Annotated in this window: 17 protein-coding genes; 10 read left to right on the forward strand and 7 right to left on the reverse strand. The window is 44.0% G+C overall.

Going from position 1 to position 17,958, the window contains the following annotated elements; all coding sequences use genetic code 11:
- The first annotated feature begins 221 nt into the window (after positions 1-221).
- Entirely contained in the window at positions 222-1,424 is a 1,203-nt protein-coding gene (gene sstT, locus AS194_RS06575; RefSeq protein WP_058024715.1) for a serine/threonine transporter SstT, read from the forward strand.
- A gap of 77 nt (positions 1,425-1,501) precedes the next feature.
- Here sstT and AS194_RS06580 read toward each other — a convergent pair whose 3' ends face one another.
- The 4 genes from AS194_RS06580 to AS194_RS06595 form a co-directional block, all read right to left on the reverse strand.
- Complete coding sequence (locus AS194_RS06580; protein ID WP_058024716.1) at positions 1,502-1,825, reverse strand: chaperone modulator CbpM; 324 nt, start codon at positions 1,823-1,825, stop codon at positions 1,502-1,504.
- A gap of 93 nt (positions 1,826-1,918) precedes the next feature.
- Positions 1,919-2,947 (reverse strand): DnaJ C-terminal domain-containing protein, encoded by a 1,029-nt coding sequence (locus tag AS194_RS06585; RefSeq protein WP_058024717.1) that lies wholly within the window; start codon positions 2,945-2,947, stop codon positions 1,919-1,921.
- A gap of 330 nt (positions 2,948-3,277) precedes the next feature.
- Positions 3,278-3,571, reverse strand: coding sequence for a Bor family protein (locus AS194_RS06590; RefSeq protein WP_058024718.1), 294 nt, complete (start codon positions 3,569-3,571; stop codon positions 3,278-3,280).
- Between the two features lie 12 nt (positions 3,572-3,583).
- Complete coding sequence (locus tag AS194_RS06595; protein WP_058024719.1) at positions 3,584-3,883, reverse strand: Bor family protein; 300 nt, start codon at positions 3,881-3,883, stop codon at positions 3,584-3,586.
- Between the two features lie 779 nt (positions 3,884-4,662).
- Here AS194_RS06595 and AS194_RS06600 point away from each other — a divergent pair.
- The gene (locus AS194_RS06600) at positions 4,663-5,025 is read left to right on the forward strand and encodes a septal ring lytic transglycosylase RlpA family protein (protein WP_058024720.1); all 363 of its coding nucleotides are present in this window, start codon (positions 4,663-4,665) and stop codon (positions 5,023-5,025) included.
- A gap of 108 nt (positions 5,026-5,133) precedes the next feature.
- Here AS194_RS06600 and AS194_RS06605 read toward each other — a convergent pair whose 3' ends face one another.
- The gene (locus tag AS194_RS06605) at positions 5,134-7,164 is read right to left on the reverse strand and encodes an ATP-binding cassette domain-containing protein (protein WP_058024721.1); all 2,031 of its coding nucleotides are present in this window, start codon (positions 7,162-7,164) and stop codon (positions 5,134-5,136) included.
- A 555-nt stretch (positions 7,165-7,719) separates the two neighbouring features.
- Between AS194_RS06605 and erpA the strand changes: the two genes are divergently transcribed.
- From erpA to AS194_RS06645, 8 genes are all read left to right on the forward strand, one after another.
- Positions 7,720-8,100 carry an iron-sulfur cluster insertion protein ErpA gene (gene erpA, locus AS194_RS06610; protein ID WP_058024722.1) on the forward strand — a complete coding sequence of 127 codons (381 nt, stop codon included), beginning with the start codon at positions 7,720-7,722 and terminating at the stop codon, positions 8,098-8,100.
- A 314-nt stretch (positions 8,101-8,414) separates the two neighbouring features.
- On the forward strand, positions 8,415-9,989 hold the full coding sequence (gshA, locus tag AS194_RS06615; protein WP_083499625.1) for a glutamate--cysteine ligase: 1,575 nt from the start codon (positions 8,415-8,417) through the stop codon (positions 9,987-9,989).
- 52 nt (positions 9,990-10,041) lie between these two features.
- The gene (locus AS194_RS06620; RefSeq protein ID WP_058024724.1) at positions 10,042-10,572 is read left to right on the forward strand and encodes a disulfide bond formation protein B; all 531 of its coding nucleotides are present in this window, start codon (positions 10,042-10,044) and stop codon (positions 10,570-10,572) included.
- Positions 10,573-11,025: 453 nt separating this feature from the next.
- Positions 11,026-11,670 (forward strand): copper resistance protein NlpE N-terminal domain-containing protein, encoded by a 645-nt coding sequence (locus AS194_RS06625; protein ID WP_083499626.1) that lies wholly within the window; start codon positions 11,026-11,028, stop codon positions 11,668-11,670.
- A gap of 240 nt (positions 11,671-11,910) precedes the next feature.
- Positions 11,911-13,398: a UDP-N-acetylmuramate:L-alanyl-gamma-D-glutamyl-meso-diaminopimelate ligase gene (gene mpl / locus AS194_RS06630; RefSeq protein ID WP_058024726.1), complete on the forward strand. Its 1,488-nt coding sequence runs from the start codon at positions 11,911-11,913 to the stop codon at positions 13,396-13,398.
- Between the two features lie 341 nt (positions 13,399-13,739).
- A complete protein-coding gene (locus AS194_RS06635; RefSeq protein WP_058024727.1) occupies positions 13,740-13,994 on the forward strand; it encodes a GlsB/YeaQ/YmgE family stress response membrane protein in 255 nt (84 codons plus the stop codon).
- A 197-nt stretch (positions 13,995-14,191) separates the two neighbouring features.
- A complete protein-coding gene (gene def / locus AS194_RS06640) occupies positions 14,192-14,746 on the forward strand; it encodes a peptide deformylase (protein WP_058024728.1) in 555 nt (184 codons plus the stop codon).
- 114 nt (positions 14,747-14,860) lie between these two features.
- Positions 14,861-16,036 carry a type III PLP-dependent enzyme gene (locus AS194_RS06645; protein WP_058024748.1) on the forward strand — a complete coding sequence of 392 codons (1,176 nt, stop codon included), beginning with the start codon at positions 14,861-14,863 and terminating at the stop codon, positions 16,034-16,036.
- An 83-nt stretch (positions 16,037-16,119) separates the two neighbouring features.
- Here AS194_RS06645 and AS194_RS06650 read toward each other — a convergent pair whose 3' ends face one another.
- Together AS194_RS06650 and dapB are read right to left on the reverse strand one after the other, a co-directional pair.
- A complete protein-coding gene (locus tag AS194_RS06650) occupies positions 16,120-17,019 on the reverse strand; it encodes a hypothetical protein (protein WP_227511594.1) in 900 nt (299 codons plus the stop codon).
- Positions 17,020-17,059: 40 nt separating this feature from the next.
- Positions 17,060-17,890 carry a 4-hydroxy-tetrahydrodipicolinate reductase gene (gene dapB, locus AS194_RS06655; RefSeq protein ID WP_058024730.1) on the reverse strand — a complete coding sequence of 277 codons (831 nt, stop codon included), beginning with the start codon at positions 17,888-17,890 and terminating at the stop codon, positions 17,060-17,062.
- Between the last annotated feature and the right edge of the window lie 68 nt (positions 17,891-17,958).

The following is a 17,958-nucleotide window of genomic DNA, read 5'->3' on the forward strand; positions in this document are numbered from 1 at the left end:
TCGAATGTTCAACACGCCCTAGGCATTTTTGCTAATTTGCCTTCGTTTATACTTGCTCCACATTTGAGCACACTCGTTATATTTTGCCTGTTACCTTTCACTTTATACATCGCCTCCACTGCTATGAGTGGTAGGCGAATATGTCAAAAAATGCTACCATCCCTCGATAAATTTTCGCTCAAACAATTCATTTACTTTTGACAGATGTCGAGGATGTACAAATGCGTTCATTGATTGCGATGTATCAGCGTATCGGGCTGGTGCCGCTCATTATTATTGGTTTGGTATTAGGGGTGCTGATCGGTTGGCTAGCACCAAGTATCGGTAACGCCATAGGGCTACTTGGTACATTGTTTGTTGGTGCACTAAAAGCCGTGGCGCCTATACTGGTGTTCATTTTGGTCATGGCGGCGATTAGCCAACATCGCAGTGGTAACGAGGTCTACGTAAAACCGGTGTTGATCATGTATATGTTTGGCACTTTTTTGGCTGCCTTGACTGCCGTTGGTGCCAGCTTTTTATTCCCCACTGATCTGGTATTGGTCAACGCCGATATCGCGCAAGTACCACCTGCCGACTTAAAAGAAGTGTTGACGAATTTGTTGATGAATTTGGTTGCCAATCCGGTCAATGCCATCGCTGAGGCCAATTATATCGGTATCTTGGCATGGGCCATCATCATTGGTTTTGCGCTACGCCAAGCCAGCGACACAGCCCGCAATGTCGTTGGTGACTTTGCCGATGCCATCTCGCAAGTGGTCAAGTGGATTATTGCCCTAGCGCCTTTTGGTATTTTGGGTCTGGTTGCCAGTACGGTCGCTGAGACAGGCTTTGCCTCGCTAGCAGGCTATGCCCGTATTTTGATGGTACTGATCAGCTGTATGCTGTTTATCGCTTTGGTCGCAAACCCTATTATCGTGCTTGTTAAGACGGGCAAAAACCCTTATCCACTTGTGTTCAGATGTCTACGCGAATCAGGAATTACAGCCTTCTTTACGCGCAGTTCAGCCGCCAACATTCCTGTGAATATGAACCTAGCGCGTAAGCTTGGATTGCACGAAGATACTTACTCAGTGACCATCCCGCTAGGAGCAACTATCAACATGGCGGGTGCGGCGATTACTATTAACGTATTGACCCTTGCTGCCGCTCACACCTTGGGCATTGAGGTGTCTTTTGCTTCAGCGCTTCTATTGAGTTTGGTGGCGACAATTAGCGCTTGCGGTGCCTCTGGTGTTGCTGGTGGTTCGTTGCTGCTGATTCCATTAGCAGCGAGCTTATTTAGCATACCGAACGACATCGCCATGCAAGTGGTTGCCATTGGTTTTATCATCGGTGTGATTCAGGATTCAGCAGAGACCGCACTGAACTCTTCAACGGACGTGCTATTTACCGCAGCAGCTGATCCTACTTATTCACGTTAATTTTTAGCAAAGCATTTTCTGTCGATAAAAAAAGGCCTAATAAAGGCCTTTTTTTATGCGGTATTTTTAGGTCTTAACTACTTTATACTGTCGATCTCAACCTCTATGATAGGCGTTTGGCGCTCAGACTGACGTTTGAATTGACGTAGCTGCTCAACCTCATCTAACAGCTCAAGTATCAACCCAATGGCAGGCACGCTGGCATCAAAATCACGGCTGAGTCGTGAGGCACGGCGCACGGTTGTCAGCTGATAGCCAGTGAATTGCTCACGTTCTGGCACATCGTATTCAATAATACTTTCTTCAATCAATTCGATGACCCATTGGCGCTCTTGGCCACAAGCAGAGACAAGCTCATCTAAGCTCATAATAATATCGGTAAATTCAGGCGAGTGGTTCATAGCTATTATCCTCGTTTTCTCTTTATTTCATCCTTGGTGCATTCATCTCTATGGCTAACTATAATGATGAAAGTCGACCATCAAGCGCATGGATTAACGGTTGATAGTGGTGCCGGCAAAGGCTTGCTTGAGCTGCTCATAAGCCTGTCTTGCCGCATCGCTACTGACATCAGGGTTAATGATATTTAAGGTCAAGTATAAATCGCCCGCTTGCTTGGCAGGGATACCTTTGCCCTTTAGACGCAGATTGCTACCAGACTTACTGTTTTTGGGAATAGTCACACCAAGCGTGCCAGCTGGCGTGCTGACATTAATTTTTTCACCCAATGCGGCTTCCCATGGTGCGATATTGACAGTCTGGTAAACGTCTGCACCTTCTATACGGATATTGTCATCATGGCGGATTTTTACTTTTAAGAACAAATCACCATTTTTGCCATTACTACTGCCAGCAGCACCTTGCCCGCTCAAGCGAATTTGCTTGCCATCGGTAATGCCTTTTGGAATTTTAATTTTGAGCGTTTTGTTGTCGTAGCTCACCTCGCCATTAGGCTGACGCACAGGAACGTTTAACTTGATGCTATAGTCGTCCCCTTGATAGACTGAAGACAGATCGACCGTAATCTCGGCATGTTGGTCCTGACCTTTACTATCTTGCGTCCCAAAACCGCCACCGAAAGGGTCAAACCCTTGGCTTTGAGAGCGACCACCAGCCTGACCACTGGCTGAACCACGCGCCCCGCGACCAAACGCTGAAAAAATATCATCGAAACGAAAGCCGCCATCGCCAAATGCTTCGCCATCGCCGAACTGGCCTTTGATATCCTCCCAGCGAAAACCGCCTTGCGACGCTCCCGCCTGACCGCCAAAACCACCAAACCCGCCTGCACCACCTTGTCCAGCGAACGGGTTGTCCAACATCGCATCGTATTCGGCACGCTTGTCTTTATCTCTAATGGTTTCATAAGCGTTATTAATCTCAGCAATCTTACTATCCGCGTCTGGATCATCACTGACATCAGGATGGAATTGACGCACAAGCTTACGGTATTTTTTTTTGATCTCGGCGTCTGTGGCGTCTTTTTTGACCCCTAAAATGTCATAGTAATTTTTCTCTGCCATGTTATTTTCCTCAACATAAAAACATATCAGTCATACCGAATTGCCAACTGTAGAATGGATCATATCGATCCATATTAGTGTTCGGTATAGTCATTTTTTATAGTCCATACTTTATGATAGCAATAATCAAAATAAACACCGTTATAAAAATATTACCAGTAATCTTACCAATTCATTGCAGCATCTCTGTCACCACTGATGACCAATACTCACCACAAAAAAAAGAGCAAACAGTGACTGTTTGCTCTTTTTTAACGGCTCTAAGATACAACGCTCCACATCGATCAATTAATGGTCAAAATAAATGATGTGAGGTATTGATAACGTCTCTTATCGACAGAAAACTTTAGCCGTACGAGGGGTATAAATGCCAAAAGTGACCAAACCTAGTGCGATGTCTTTGGCTTCTTGTACTGTTTGAACTTTGGCAACATTTTGTGCGCCGCCGCATACTTCAGCAGCGTTTACAGTCTGTTCTTGCCCAATACCGCCAATAAAGAAGGTCTGTGACTTAGTATATTCTGGAGTGGTATTTTGAGTTGGTTGAATAAGACCTGTTTGGGTTGCACAACCTGATAACAATAATACTGAACCCATCACTGCCATTGTTAGTAGTTTTTTCATATTCATTATTCCTTACTTGCAGTAAACACGGACTTGGCGTGGGGTATAGATACCTGAAGATATAAAACCTAGCGCAATATTGATAAAGTTGCTTTGCGTTTGGATACTAGCCACATTCTCTTTGCCTTGGCAAACTTCGGCCGCGTCAATGTCTTGCTCTTGACCCAAACCGCTGACAAAGAAAGTCTGCATTTTATCAGCATCAGCCTTCGTAGCGGCTGTCGGTGCAGTCGATGAAGACACAAGATAGTTTTGCGTCGCACATCCTGATGTCAAAACAGCGAGCAATGCCACAGCAACAACTTTTTTCATACGTGACTCCATTAGTTAATATTTGTTGGGAAGAAAAGTCTAAGCTTAAAGTCTCTTTTATGCAACTGTTTTGTAAGAAAACTTATAGAAATATATCTCTATAGTAAATATTGCTCTAGATGACTTCCTAGAATACTTTATATCACTGACTTTTATTGATGTAATGAAAATTGAAAAATATAAGATAAAGACAAAAATAAAGCCGCCTAATGATTAATAAAAGTGATGAGACCGTCTTTTTTACTCAATGATTGTTGTTTATATTTACTGAAATATTCCAACCTCTATTTTTTAACAGCCATGCACCTCCATGTTTTTCTTAATGACTCGCCATACGATATGGCCAGTTTTTTCAACCAGCCTAAAGCAATCAATAATTTTGGTTTTTTACAGTTTAGTAATAAAATAGAAAGCTTTTATTACAATAAAACAGACTGTTTTCGGTAGGCTTTTCGCGGTCAAAACTTACTATATCGATAGTATTCGTATTTATATATCACTTATTTGCATTTTGTTATCCGTTTTCTGCTCTCTTGTTGACTTCTTAGTAAGAATTATTCTCTATAAGCCTATGCTCGGTACTCATTCTTCCATTATTTTTAGTCAAAAATAATATTTTTCCCTTAAAAAACAAGCATTTGACCTCATGAGTTTTTTACACGGCTGTAATAGTTTGACAATCTATATCTTGTAAAATCCCTTCCTTATTCATACTCATAGGGGTATGACAACATAGGCAAGCATCGCTGTCTATTTCATAAATTGCTTATAGGTCATGAATGTCATATTTAATTAAGTCTTTGGTTGTCACGTTATCACTATTACTGAGTACCACAGTTTTTGCGGCCAATACCAGTTATTACGGCAGCAAGTTTCATGGTAAACGCACTGCAAGTGGTAGTATCTTTAACATGAACTCACTAACCGCTGCCCATCGCACGTTACCGTTTGGCACAAAAGTTCAAGTGACCAACCAAAAAACAAAAAAAAGTGTCGTGGTCAAAATCACAGACCGAGGCCCCTATATTCGAGGCCGTATTCTTGATTTATCGAAAGCTGCTGCTAGTCAAATCGATTGCCAGCTCTGTACGACCACAATGAAAGTATTGTCTTATGGTGATGGTAAATACCGTAAGGAATAATGTTGCAAAAAACGATGTAAAAAAAGGGAGGGCTGATGCCCTCCCTTTTTTATGTTTGATTACTTACGACGAAAATCGCTTAACAGCCAAATCTCATATAACTTGCTACTAAAATTCCGCTTCCATTTCTTCTAGCGTCGTCATCGATAGCAGCAATTTTTCTTCGTTATCGCTGTGCTGCTGCTGTAGCGCGGTTTGCTCATTGAGTAAGACCAGTAAGTCCGCCTTACGGCTTTCTTCGTACAACTCGGTATCAGCCAGCTTTTCCTCAAGCGTTGCAAGCTGCCCTTCAATCTTGGCAAGTGCTTTTTCTGTCTCTTCTATCTCGCGGCGGATAGGTGCAGTGCGCTTACGCTGTTCAGCGGCTAATTTGCGTTGTTCTTCTTTACTAAGTGCAGGCGTTGTCACTTTACTTTTTGATGCATTATCAGGTGCTGTATTGCTCACTTGATTGGTCACTTGGCTATTGCCTGTTTCACGTGAAACGAATTTTTTGCTCTCTTTTTTACTTTTCTTCTTAATGCTACTTTTGTCTTGTGAGTTTTCTTGCTTACGCTTTTCTGCCAGCCATTTGCCGTAGTCACTGATGTCACCGTCAAACTCATCGATTTGACCATCATGAACCAGATACAGCTCATCACAGACATTGGCAATTAGCTCACGATCATGCGACACCAATACCACCGCGCCCTGAAACCCTTGCAAGGCAATGGTCAATGCTTGACGCATTTGTAAGTCCAAATGGTTGGTTGGCTCATCGAGGACAAGGACATTTGGACGTTGCCAGACGATCAATGCTAAGGTCAAGCGCGCACGCTCACCACCAGAGAATAGCTCACTAGGGGTGTCAATACGATCTCCGCGAAAATCAAAGCTGCCCAAAAATGAGCGTAACACGGCATCAGAGGTTTTGCCTGCTAGGCGTCGCAGCATCTCTATCGGCGTGGCTTTGGCATCCAAGATATCCATTTGATGCTGATTAAAGTAGCCAAGCTTAAGGGTGTCAGAGACACGGTAGGTGCCTGTCAATACACCAAGCTCACCAACCAATGCCTTAATAAGTGTGGATTTACCTGCGCCATTCATGCCCAATAGGCCAATACGCGTATCCGGCGTCACTTGCACATTGGCATCACGCAGTAGCGGCGTCTCGCTGTAGCCAATATCTGCATGGGTCAGCTCAATCAGCGGTGAGCTCATGTTTGCCGGTTCATAAAAGCGAAAAGAGAATGGGTTGTCAGCCATCATTGGTGAGAGCTCCGACATGCGCTCTAACTGCTTGATACGGCTTTGGGCTTGCTTGGCTTTACTGGCTTTGGCACGGAAACGACGAATGAAATCATCCAAATGCGCCTTGGTCGCTTCTTGCTTCTCAAACGCTTGCTGCTGCTGCGCCATGCGCTCGTGACGGGTGCGAATGAACTGTTGATAATTACCCGTATAAAGGGTTATTTTTTGCTGCTCGACATGCAAGATATGACCGACGGTAGCATCCAAAAACGCTTGATCATGCGAGATGACGATGACCAGTCCGGTATAAGCATTGATCCAAGTCTCCAGCCAGAGAATGGCGTCTAAGTCTAAATGGTTGGTCGGCTCATCGAGTAACATCAGATCAGCGCGGCTCATCAAAGTTTTGGCGAGGTTTAAGCGCATGCGCCAGCCACCTGAAAACCCTGAGACAGGCAGCTCGTGCTGACTGGTGTTAAACCCAAGGCCTGCCATGATTTGTGCCGCTTTGGTCGGCGTACGGTAGCCATCGATTTCATCGAACTGCTGATGCAACACCCCAATTTGCTCATCACTGACGCTACTTAAGTCATTGAGAGCTGCATTGATCTCATACCATTGCTCATCACCGCTCAACACGTAATCAATTGCCGTCTGATCACTGGCTCCGACTTCCTGCGCCATATGCGCGACATGCCAGCTATCAGGAATACTGACCTCACCTTTATCGAGCGTGACCTCGGTATCGCCCTTGCCCATTTGCGTCAACAATAAGGCAAATAAAGTCGATTTGCCGGTGCCGTTGTTGCCTGTTAAGCCAACTTTATGACCTGGATGTAGCTGAAAGCTTGTACCTGCAAACAATTCACGACCATCACGGCGAACACCAACGTCTTTAAATTCGATCATATAATTTCTTCATCTCAGCAATAATATAAATATAGGGCAATAAGAAACACACATAGGGTATGCCAACTGGCGGCTATTATTTCAAACGCTTGCCACATAGGCAAACAATTAAATAACTATTTCAAAACGAAGTGTTTTAAAATTAAGCATTTATGCCAATGACCCTAGATTATATAATCATTATCAGCCGATCGATACGAATGACTATAACAAGACTTTTGGCAGCCATATACTCTCGCACAAATAATGAGTATAACCTTGATAGCTATAAAAGTTTTGATTCATTAGTTCTGGTAAGGACGATGACTCTTGACAAGCGAATGAATACCCCCATTATGATATACTGCTAAAGATAAGTGCTCACCATCAATAAAGTGCTTTGGTGGCACAAACACCGTATTGATATTGCACAAACAGCTTATAATGCACCAATAGCTTTGCCATAACGACAGCACCCAATTAAATCAAACGCCGTGCGTATCTTTATTTGCAATCATTTTGTTGCAAACCCAAACAGGACGACGACCGCATTTGATCCTAGCAACTGAGGTAGATATGAACGAATCAGCCAACCAATTTAATCCAAGCTCAAATCAGCCAGTAGATCCTACGGTATTAAGCCTAACCGACAGTGCGGCACAAAAAGTACGCCGTCTGCGCGAAGAAGAAGGTGATAGCGAACTGATGCTACGCGTCTATGTGACGGGCGGCGGCTGTTCAGGTTTTTCTTATGGCTTTAACTTTGCCAACGACTTAAATGAAGACGATGCCAATTTTGATAATGGTGATGTGACCTTGGTTGTTGACTCACTCAGCTATCAATATTTGCAAGGCTCTACCGTTGACTACACTGAAGGGTTAGAAGGCGCACGTTTTGTCGTGACCAACCCCAATGCCACCACCACTTGCGGCTGTGGCTCGTCATTTTCTATTTAAACTGACGACAACGCCATGACTGTATGGATGATGCCATGGTGCGTTGGCACTGTGTTTGATGGCTTATAGCATGACTGTCAAAGCATCTATCTCTTGGGTAGATGCTTTTTTTGGCCAACGAATTTGACTTAAAATATTAAGTCAAATTTAGATTATTCGGCTCGCCCAAAGCTTATCGTATTTGTAATTGTTCGTGGTTTTAACCACGGCTTTGAGCTAAACTGACGGGATTATTGACCGAACATTTAACCCTTTTATGGACAAACGCCCATCGTGCTTTGATCCGCCATAATGAATAACAATAGATGACTATTATGAGTAATTTTGCGAGTAGCTTTGTTAATTTTGACATTCCCAATTGGTTTGACAGCCAGCATTTAACGGGTATGCTCCGCGGTATCGAAAAAGAAGGGCTGCGCGTAAAACCTGATGGTTTTTTGGCACAGACGCCGCATCCAGCCAAACTCGGATCAAAATTGACCCACCCTTTTATTACTACCGATTATTCAGAAAGCCTGCTTGAGCTTATCACCGAACCAAAAGCTTCGCCAAAAGAGACACTCAATATGCTGCGTCAATTGCATGTATTGGTGTATCAAGGTATGCCGGAAGGCGAGCTGATGTGGCCACTATCTATGCCTTGTATGTTGTCTTCTAAAGATGAAGATATTCCATTGGCTGATTATGGTAGCTCTAATACAGGTAAGCTAAAAACCCTTTATCGCAGTGGTCTTGGTATCCGCTATGGTCGCCGCATGCAGACAATCGCAGGGTTACATTACAATCTATCTTTTGGTGACACGCTCTTTGAAACGTGGCAAGCGCAAACCCCAACGGCACAAGAGCAGACGCTAACAGAATTCAAAAACGAGAAATACCTAGGGCTTATTCGCAACTTTAAGCGACTGACCAGCATTGTGTTATATTTACTGGGTGCAAGTCCAAGCGTATGTCCTTGTTTTGTTGCTGGGCGTGAGCATGACTTAGAGCTATTGAACGACTCAACCTATTATAAACCGACTGCCACCAGTCTGCGTATGGGTAAGCTTGGCTACACCAATAGCGTGCAAGAGCAGCTGGATATTCGTTATAACTATTTGCCAGAGTATGTCGCTGGACTACGCCGCGCGATCCAAACACCGCATGAGAGCTTTGCCAAGCTTGGTCTGGAAGATGAAGATGGCAACCCAATTCAGATCAATAATCATATTCTTCAGATAGAAAATGAATACTATAGCCCTATCCGTCCTAAGCAAATTGCGATGAGTGGTGAGACACCAACCGAAGCGCTTGAGCGTCGCGGTATTGCTTATGTTGAGTTTCGTGCGATTGATCTCGATCCTTATAGCGATGTTGGTATTCGTCTCTCTAGTGCTTGCTTTTTAGAAGTGATGGCGCTCTACTGTCTATTCAGCGATTCACCTGATTTGCTGCCTGAAGAAGAAGAAGCACTCGCTATCAACCTAGAGCGTGTGGTCAACGAAGGTCGCCGTGAAGGTCTGCACATCATCAATAACGGTCAAGAGCAATCGCTTGAGGGCTGGATGCTGATGCATCTGGAGCGTATGCAGCCACTTGCTGCATTGCTAGATGCTCATTATGGTGGCAATGACTACCGTGCAGCAGTGGCATTGATGCAAGGCAAAGCCGGGCATTCTGAGTCGACGATCTCCGCCCAAGTAAACTCTGATAGCAAACGCTTAGGTAGTCTATGGCAGCTTGGTTTTACATTAGCGCAGCAGCATCGCGAGTCATTATTGCAGCAGACTCTCAGTCCAAACACCCAAGCGAAATACGAAGTATTGGCAGAAAAATCCATCCTACAGCAGGCTGAGATTGAGAAGTCTGAGACAGAAGACTTTATGGACTTTTTACAGCAGTATCGCTAAACCTGATTGCCTCCTAACCTCTGTATAGATGAAACCATAAGAGTAACGCACCATGCGACAGCTGACCACTTACCGTAACTTGCAAATATTTTTAGTATTGATGGCCATAATAGGCATGAGCTTTGCGCTGTTTTATTTACAGCGCCATCTAGGGCTTTCGCCTTGCCCGCTCTGTATTTTTCAGCGTATTGGTCTAATAGTCATGGGCGGTTTTGCGCTGATATCAGCATTATTTAATCCAAAATCCAAAGTGGTGAAGTTGCTATTATGGCTTGGTAGTTTGGCAGGTATTGGCTGGTCTACTGCTGTGGCTATACGCCATGTTTGGCTACAGCACCTACCTGCCGATCAAGTACCGTCATGCGGCCCAGGCTTGGACTATTGGCTAGATACCTTGCCTATGTTACAAGTGCTCAAAGAAGTATTTGCAGGTTCTGGTGAGTGTGCTTCTATCGATTGGACGTTTGTCGGACTTAGTATCCCTGAGCTGTCGTTGATCCTATTTAGCGTACTTCTTATGGCACATGGGGTGCTATTGTGGCGTATCGTGCGACCTATCACCAACCAGTCTATCGCTCGATAGTTCATTAAAATCATTTTATATTTTACCGTTATCACTTCTTTCTAAACAGACATTCATACTCTGCTATGCAATGTCTGTTTTATTATCTGCGACTGTTCAACCTCTTTTATTACCTATGTTAGACAAACCGATAGAGCCTACTTTGCTATACCAAGCATATTGAACACAACAAAAAGTCCACAGATATATCTGTAACCCTTTGATACCTTTAGACAGCCTATTTTTTTTGGTGGGTAGTTTTAGCGAGCAGTTATGAGAGCTCCGTCGCTTTTGAGCGATAAATTGTCTATATTTCAAAGATCAGATACGCTCTCAAATTCCAATATTTATATTATCGCAAATTTTATACGACCCCTTGTCTCTCTTTTTTGGCAACAAGATTATCTTGATAACGGTTGCCAGTGGCATAGGTGATTTTTAAAAACGCTATTCAAAAACTGTTTTGGTATGACCATGATATATCTTGCACCTATTTGCTCTACCACATCTACTGTCATTAGACGCTGGGGACCGTCCTTATTAGCGGTACCACTCTGTGTGCTATTGATAGGCTGTGATAGTGCCTCCTCGAATTCTGATCAAGACATGAGGACTAAAGCTTCATTTGTCGACGCATCAGCAGAGTCTGCTCCGCAGAGCACATCAGAAGAGATAGAAAGCGACAGTATGTCTGAGTCAAATCCTGATGACAGTTTGAATGAATCTACAGAAGGGCAATCACTTATTGCTGCTGCTCAATCCAGTAATGAGGGGCATATGCACCCTTCTACTATACACTCAGAATCGAACAGTAGTGCGCTGCAAGCTACGCTAATGGGTGATTATGGTGGTATGGTGCCTTGTGACGACTGCGATAGTATCGATGTTACTTTGAACCTATTTTCTGATGGCTCTGTACTAAAATCCAGCACCCATCACGATGCTGAACAACAGCGCGCACCGTTACTTGAGTCTGGCGTCTATCGTCAAGATAAAGACAAAATTACCATTGTATATGAAGACAAACATATTGAGTCTTATTATATTCAAGACAATCATCTGATTTTGATAGATGAGCAAAAAAACCTAAATAATGACTATACGTTGTCACGTAAATAGACAACAAGTGCTTGGTATGCTGCCAAATAAGACAGCATTTATCAGCTAGATAACGCCTACTTGTTAGGCGTTTTTTGTTGGTCATCGAACAGCGTTTACTTTACAATGATCGCTTGTCTGCCAGACTACTGCCATGGCAATGACTGATTAAAACGTTAGTCACGATTGATAACAGCTCAGCACCCAAAACTTTATTTTTACTCTCTCTATTTCACTTATTCAAGCTCTTACGGAACGTCTATGCATATTCATATTCTTGGTATTTGTGGTACTTTTATGGGCTCGCTGGCATTACTAGCGCGTGAACTTGGGCATACCGTTACTGGCTCAGATACCAACGTATATCCTCCTATGTCTACCCAACTTGAAAATGCGGGCGTCACTATTGAAGAAGGCTATCTCGTAAAGCATTTGCAACCAGCGCCAGACTTGGTCGTTGTTGGTAATGCGATGAAGCGTGGCATGGATGTGATTGAGTATATGCTAGATACGGGTCTGCGCTACACGTCAGGTCCGCAGTTTTTGTCAGAGCAAGTGCTGCAATCGCGCCACGTTATAGCGGTTGCTGGTACTCATGGTAAGACAACAACGACAACCATGCTTGCTTGGATATTGCATTACGCTGGTATCGATACAGGGTTTTTAATTGGCGGTGTGCCACTGGTCAATACCACTGATGAGCACTTACAGCAGGTATTTGCACACAGCAGCTATCTAGGGGCAGAAAAAACTGACGATAATACGACAGTCCCTTCTGGTTATTTTGTCATTGAAGCTGATGAGTACGATTCTGCGTTTTTTGATAAACGTTCAAAATTCGTTCATTATCGTCCGCGCACCGCTATCTTGAACAACCTAGAATTTGATCACGCCGATATTTTTGCTGATTTGAATGCGATCCAAACGCAGTTTCATCATATGGTACGTATGATTCCAAGTACCGGAAAAATTATCATGCCTGCAGCAACTATTAGCTTAGAAGATACGTTAGCAAAAGGCGTTTGGACCCCTATCTGGCGTACTGCTGTCATCGATACGACCGCATCTAATACCAGTAAAAACGACCGTACGCTTAAAAACAATAGCGACTGGCAAGCGGAACTCATTCGCGAAGATGGCAGTCAGTTTAAAGCCAGTTTTGCTGCTGATAAAGAAGTAGCTGTCATCGACTGGGGCATGAGTGGTATTCATAACGTCAATAATGCCTTGGTTGCCGTCGCGGCCGCTTATGATGTCGGTGTCAGCATCTCTACCGCTTGCGACGCATTATCGGCTTTTGCTGGTATCAAACGCCGGATGGAGTTGATCGGTGATGTAAACGATGTCTTAGTCTTTGATGACTTTGCCCATCACCCTACTGCGATTACCACAACATTAGACGGTGCCAAAAAGAAACTGGCTGGCAGACGTATTTGGGCGATTATTGAGCCGCGCAGTAATACCATGAAAATGGGTATTCACCAAGACAGCTTGGCTGAGTCAGCTGCCCTCGCTGACTATACATTGTGGTATGAGCCAGCAGGACTGGAATGGGGTTTGAGAGAAGTCATCGAACAAGCCACGGCTACAAGTGACTCCATCATTAACCAGCAAGTAATGTCTAGTGTCGATACTATTATTGAGCATATCAGTAGTCATGCTCAAGCAGGTGATGCAATAGTCGTGATGTCCAACGGTGGTTTTGAGGGGATTCATCAGCGTCTATTAACGGCATTGCGTGATAAATAAACGATTGATTTAACCCTAAACCCTAAACCCTAAAAAAAATTAGTATTAAACAAAAGCGTGGCTGTCTCATAGACGGGCTGCGCTTTTTTTATTTAATTCCCTATCCTTATCAAATTCTTCTGTCGTGGCTAAATGATTGATACGCCATTCTGTTAGCACCACGGCTACCTTTGTAACCTTCCGTTTACCTATTGCACTTACGTAATAGCAAATCTGACTTTTTCCTCACATAGGCCCTACACAGGTAACATTTTTTGCTTACTCTTGCGTTTGAGGAATCTTTACAATGGAGTTATTAAATTAGCAACATATTATAAATATTCATAATTTAGGAGAATAACATGAGTTTTATTTGGATGATTATCGTAGGTTTGGTCGCAGGTTTATTGGCACGTGCTATTAAGCCAGGTAGTGACCCTATGGGCTGGATCATGACGATCGTATTGGGTATCGTCGGTGCCATGTTAGGTGGCTTCCTAGCGAGCTTAATTGGTATCAACGCAGATGGCGGTTTTACTGGTCTTATCTTCTCAGTTATCGGTGCGATCATCTTACTATTCTTGTATGAAATGATTGTAAACAAACGCCGTGCATAATTACCGACTAGATAGAATATCTACAAAAAAGCCTTGCGTTAAGTGAGGCTTTTTTGTGTCCAGATACCTATCAAAATCTTTAATTTGTGAATGCATGAGACGTGATATAGACGGGAAAGTATTGATAAGCATTACTTTTGTCCCCATTTATCTTATAATATCAACCCTATTTTGTCCCTATCATTGAGGTGAGCGTTATGGCACTACTCCCTATCTTAAGTTACCCAGATCCCCGCTTGCGCACGATTGCCAAGCCAGTCAAGGAAGTGACTGCTGAAATCAAAACCTTAATCTCAGATATGATTGAGACAATGTATGATGCTCAGGGCATTGGCCTTGCTGCAAGCCAAGTCGATCGTCATATTCAGCTAATCGTGATGGATTTGTCCGAAGACAAAAATGCGCCAAGAGTGTTTATTAATCCAAAGGTCACGCCATTGGTAGAAGAAAAACAACCGTACGAAGAAGGCTGTCTTTCGGTCCCAGATGTCTACGACAAAGTCGAGCGCCCTAATAAAGTACGTATCGAAGCATTAGACGAGAACGGCGACGTCATTGACGAAGTGGTAGAAGGTTTGCTTGCCGTCTGTATCCAACACGAAATGGATCATCTCAACGGCGTGATATTCGTCGATTATCTGTCTCGTTTGAAACAGACACGTGCCCGTGATAAAGTTCGTAAAGTCCTCAAGATACGCGAAAAGCAAGGCGCCCAGTCCGCTGAGCAGCAGTCACAACCCATCAGTTCTTAATCTTTTATTCTGAATACAATGATGCTTACCGTGGATATTATGATCTAATATCCACGATTTGACGTTCACTTTTCTAGCAGATACTACTCTCATCAAAGGTTTACTACTATGACCATGATCAAAATTGACCAATATTTTGACCCTGCCAGCTGGCAGAAATTTACCAAAGCTGCTGAGGGTCGTGAGACCCCGTTTTTAGTGGTCGACCTAAGTCGTATCGAGACCAAATATCATGAGATGGTCAGCCTGTTCCCGAATGCCAAACTGCATTATGCGATGAAGGCAAGTCCTGCGGTTGAAGTTATCAATCTGCTGGCAAAGCTTGGTTCTAACTTTGACTGTGCCTCTATCTATGAGCTGGATCGTGTGCTTGATTGCGGCGTTGAACCATCGCGCATCTCTTATGGCAACACCATCAAAAAAGCCGACCATGTTAAGTATGCTTTTGAAAAAGGTATCGATCTGTACGCGACTGATTCAGAAGCAGACCTAAAAAATATTGCCAAACATGCACCTGGTTCTAAAGTATTTGTACGTATCTTAGTACAGGGATCAGAGACAGCAGAATGGCCATTGTCACGTAAGTTTGGCTGTCACCCTAATATGGCTATTGATTTGCTCATTCAAGCGCGCGAGCTTGGCTTGGTACCTTATGGTATCTCGTTCCATGTGGGTAGCCAGCAAAAAGACGTTGCTGCATGGGATGATGCATTAGCCAAAGTTAAATATATGTTTGACTGGATGAAGAACGAAGAAGGCATCAAGCTACAAATGATCAATCTAGGTGGCGGCTTCCCAACCAACTACATCAGCGAAGTCAATCCTATTAAGGTCTATGCAGAAGAGATTACCAGCTATTTGACTGATGATTATAATGATGATGAGATGCCTGAGATTATTTTAGAACCAGGTCGTTCACTCGTTGGTGGTTCAGGTGTTTTGGTTAGTGATGTGGTACTGATCTCTCGTAAGTCAGATACAGATTTGGCGCGCTGGGTATATACGGATGTTGGTTTATTCCAAGGCTTAATCGAGACGCTCGGCGAAGCCATCAAATATCCTGTTTATACTCCCAAGATGGAAACATCTACCAGTGAAGGGACGGTCGTACTGGCAGGACCAACCTGTGACTCAACCGATATCATGTACGAAGAAGCAGGTTATCAGCTGCCAGAAGAGCTTGAGATTGGTGACAAAATCTATTGGCTAACCACAGGTGCTTATACCAACTCGTATTCATCAGTTGAGTTCAATGGATTTCCGCCGCTTGAAGTGGTTTATATTGACTAGGGTTTGAACCTATCATCTATAGAGAAGCGCGGTGCTATTAATAACACCGCGCTTTTTTGTGTTTGGCTATTTTGCGTAATGAGCTATTGAACCAACAACTCAATCGGTACCGTGTTAGTGCTCTTGACCGTTCGACTGCCGCTATTGACTGAGCGTTGTGAAATCTCACCGATCGTCACCCATTGTCCGCGCGGCACAATGATTGTATTGTTCAGACTTTGACTTTGAATGCTATTACTGCTCGTGCCGTACCTATTGTAAGATGAGTTGGATCGCGCCAGTCGCTCTTCAACTTGTGACAACCTCACTTCGACTTGACCATTCGGTAGTAGACGCGGTGTGATAGCAATGCCTTGCGTCGTTGGCAGTAGTACTTGCTGCTGAATAATAATCTGCGCGTTTGGCTGACGGTCAGCTGGATAATGATAATTCGGTTGAATAGTGGCACGATAGTTCTGCGTCAATGAATAGAGCGTGCCGGTACTGATACTGGCCGCGCTGCCAGACAGCGTTCGTACTTGATACAAGCTACTACCTTGTTGCTGACGGTTATATTGATTGATTACGCCTGCACCTTGGATACCGCGATTGGTAATAATAACCTGACCCTGCCGAGTATTATCCTGAACGCTGCTGCTATTGCCAACACGCACAGCGACTGTGAGCGCTTGTGGCTGACGGTCAATCTGCGTGAGTAGCTGCTGTATCATTTGATAATTGCGGGGTGTTGTTATTAGTACTAGCTTACCTTGGTAGATGCTGACGGTGCCGCCATCAGCGCTATTATTGAGTTGTTGCCTTACCACTGGCAGTAGCGACACGCCGCCATAAGTGTCAATCACATAGGTTTGGACGTTACTGGCTTGTACGGTGATTGGTAGGACAGCCAGACTTAGGGCAAACGCGGGCAAGCTTATATTTTTGGTAATATTCACCTTAAGAATGGTACTAGCCAATTCGTGCTTTATACGTATACCACTCACCTGCATCTCCTCACCTTTTTTAAATCATCGTCAATGCGCTCTAATCATTTAGACCCAGCACATCTTGCATATCATATTGCCCAACGGCTTGCTCAGTCACCCAAGTTGCGGCACGTACAGCACCTGCGGCAAAGGTCATGCGCTCTCGTGCGCGGTGAGTGATCTCGACCACCTCACCATCTGCGATGAACATCACAGTATGATCGCCGACGATCTCTCCACCGCGTACAGCATGAATGCCAATCGTGCCCGACTCACGCTCACCTGTTTGTCCTTCGCGTCCGTAGATGGCAACGTCTTTTAGATTCTGTCCGCGCGCCTCTGCGACGGCTTCTGCCATCATATAGGCTGTCCCAGATGGCGCATCAATCTTGTGCTTATGGTGTGCTTCGATGATTTCTACATCAGCATCATTGCCAAATGCTTTGGCTGCCATACCAAGTAGTTTCAATGACAGGTTAACGCCGGTTGAATAGTTACCTGCATAGACGATAGCGATTTTTTCACTGGCTTTTGCCAATACCTGCTCTTGCGCCTCATTAAATCCTGTCGTGCCAATGACCATCGCGACATTATGCTCGGCACAAACTTGCATGTTTTTTTCAGTCGCATCAGGCAAACTAAAATCAATCAGCACATCGATGTCATTAATTACAGCCTCTAGCTCGTCAACGATTTGCACCTCTAAACGTCCGATAGCCGCCACCTCGCCTGCATCTGCGCCGACGAGACTAGATCCTTGGCGCTCAATCGCTGCATTCAGGATAGTCTTAGGATTATTTTGTACCGCTTCGATAAGCATACGACCCATACGACCACCTGCACCGATGACACCAACTTTGATGGTTTGTTCTGTTGTTTGTTGACTCATATCGCTACCTTACATACTTTATATTTAGTGGGTTATTTTTGGATATCATTTATCGTCAGTTTAACAAA

It is taken from the genome of Psychrobacter piscatorii (genome assembly GCF_001444505.1).
Taxonomy (GTDB): domain Bacteria; phylum Pseudomonadota; class Gammaproteobacteria; order Pseudomonadales; family Moraxellaceae; genus Psychrobacter; species Psychrobacter piscatorii_B.

Bases quoted from the DNA above. Each gene is read 5' to 3' on its own strand.
- sstT (WP_058024715.1), top strand. From the start codon at position 222: ATGCGTTCATTGATTGCGATGTATCAGCGTATCGGGCTGGTGCCGCTC.
- AS194_RS06580 (WP_058024716.1), bottom strand. From the start codon at position 1,825: ATGAACCACTCGCCTGAATTTACCGATATTATTATGAGCTTAGATGAG.
- AS194_RS06585 (WP_058024717.1), bottom strand. From the start codon at position 2,947: ATGGCAGAGAAAAATTACTATGACATTTTAGGGGTCAAAAAAGACGCC.
- AS194_RS06590 (WP_058024718.1), bottom strand. From the start codon at position 3,571: ATGAAAAAACTACTAACAATGGCAGTGATGGGTTCAGTATTATTGTTA.
- AS194_RS06595 (WP_058024719.1), bottom strand. From the start codon at position 3,883: ATGAAAAAAGTTGTTGCTGTGGCATTGCTCGCTGTTTTGACATCAGGA.
- AS194_RS06600 (WP_058024720.1), top strand. From the start codon at position 4,663: ATGTCATATTTAATTAAGTCTTTGGTTGTCACGTTATCACTATTACTG.
- AS194_RS06605 (WP_058024721.1), bottom strand. From the start codon at position 7,164: ATGATCGAATTTAAAGACGTTGGTGTTCGCCGTGATGGTCGTGAATTG.
- erpA (WP_058024722.1), top strand. From the start codon at position 7,720: ATGAACGAATCAGCCAACCAATTTAATCCAAGCTCAAATCAGCCAGTA.
- gshA (WP_083499625.1), top strand. From the start codon at position 8,415: ATGAGTAATTTTGCGAGTAGCTTTGTTAATTTTGACATTCCCAATTGG.
- AS194_RS06620 (WP_058024724.1), top strand. From the start codon at position 10,042: ATGCGACAGCTGACCACTTACCGTAACTTGCAAATATTTTTAGTATTG.
- AS194_RS06625 (WP_083499626.1), top strand. From the start codon at position 11,026: ATGATATATCTTGCACCTATTTGCTCTACCACATCTACTGTCATTAGA.
- mpl (WP_058024726.1), top strand. From the start codon at position 11,911: ATGCATATTCATATTCTTGGTATTTGTGGTACTTTTATGGGCTCGCTG.
- AS194_RS06635 (WP_058024727.1), top strand. From the start codon at position 13,740: ATGAGTTTTATTTGGATGATTATCGTAGGTTTGGTCGCAGGTTTATTG.
- def (WP_058024728.1), top strand. From the start codon at position 14,192: ATGGCACTACTCCCTATCTTAAGTTACCCAGATCCCCGCTTGCGCACG.
- AS194_RS06645 (WP_058024748.1), top strand. From the start codon at position 14,861: ATGATCAAAATTGACCAATATTTTGACCCTGCCAGCTGGCAGAAATTT.
- dapB (WP_058024730.1), bottom strand. From the start codon at position 17,890: ATGAGTCAACAAACAACAGAACAAACCATCAAAGTTGGTGTCATCGGT.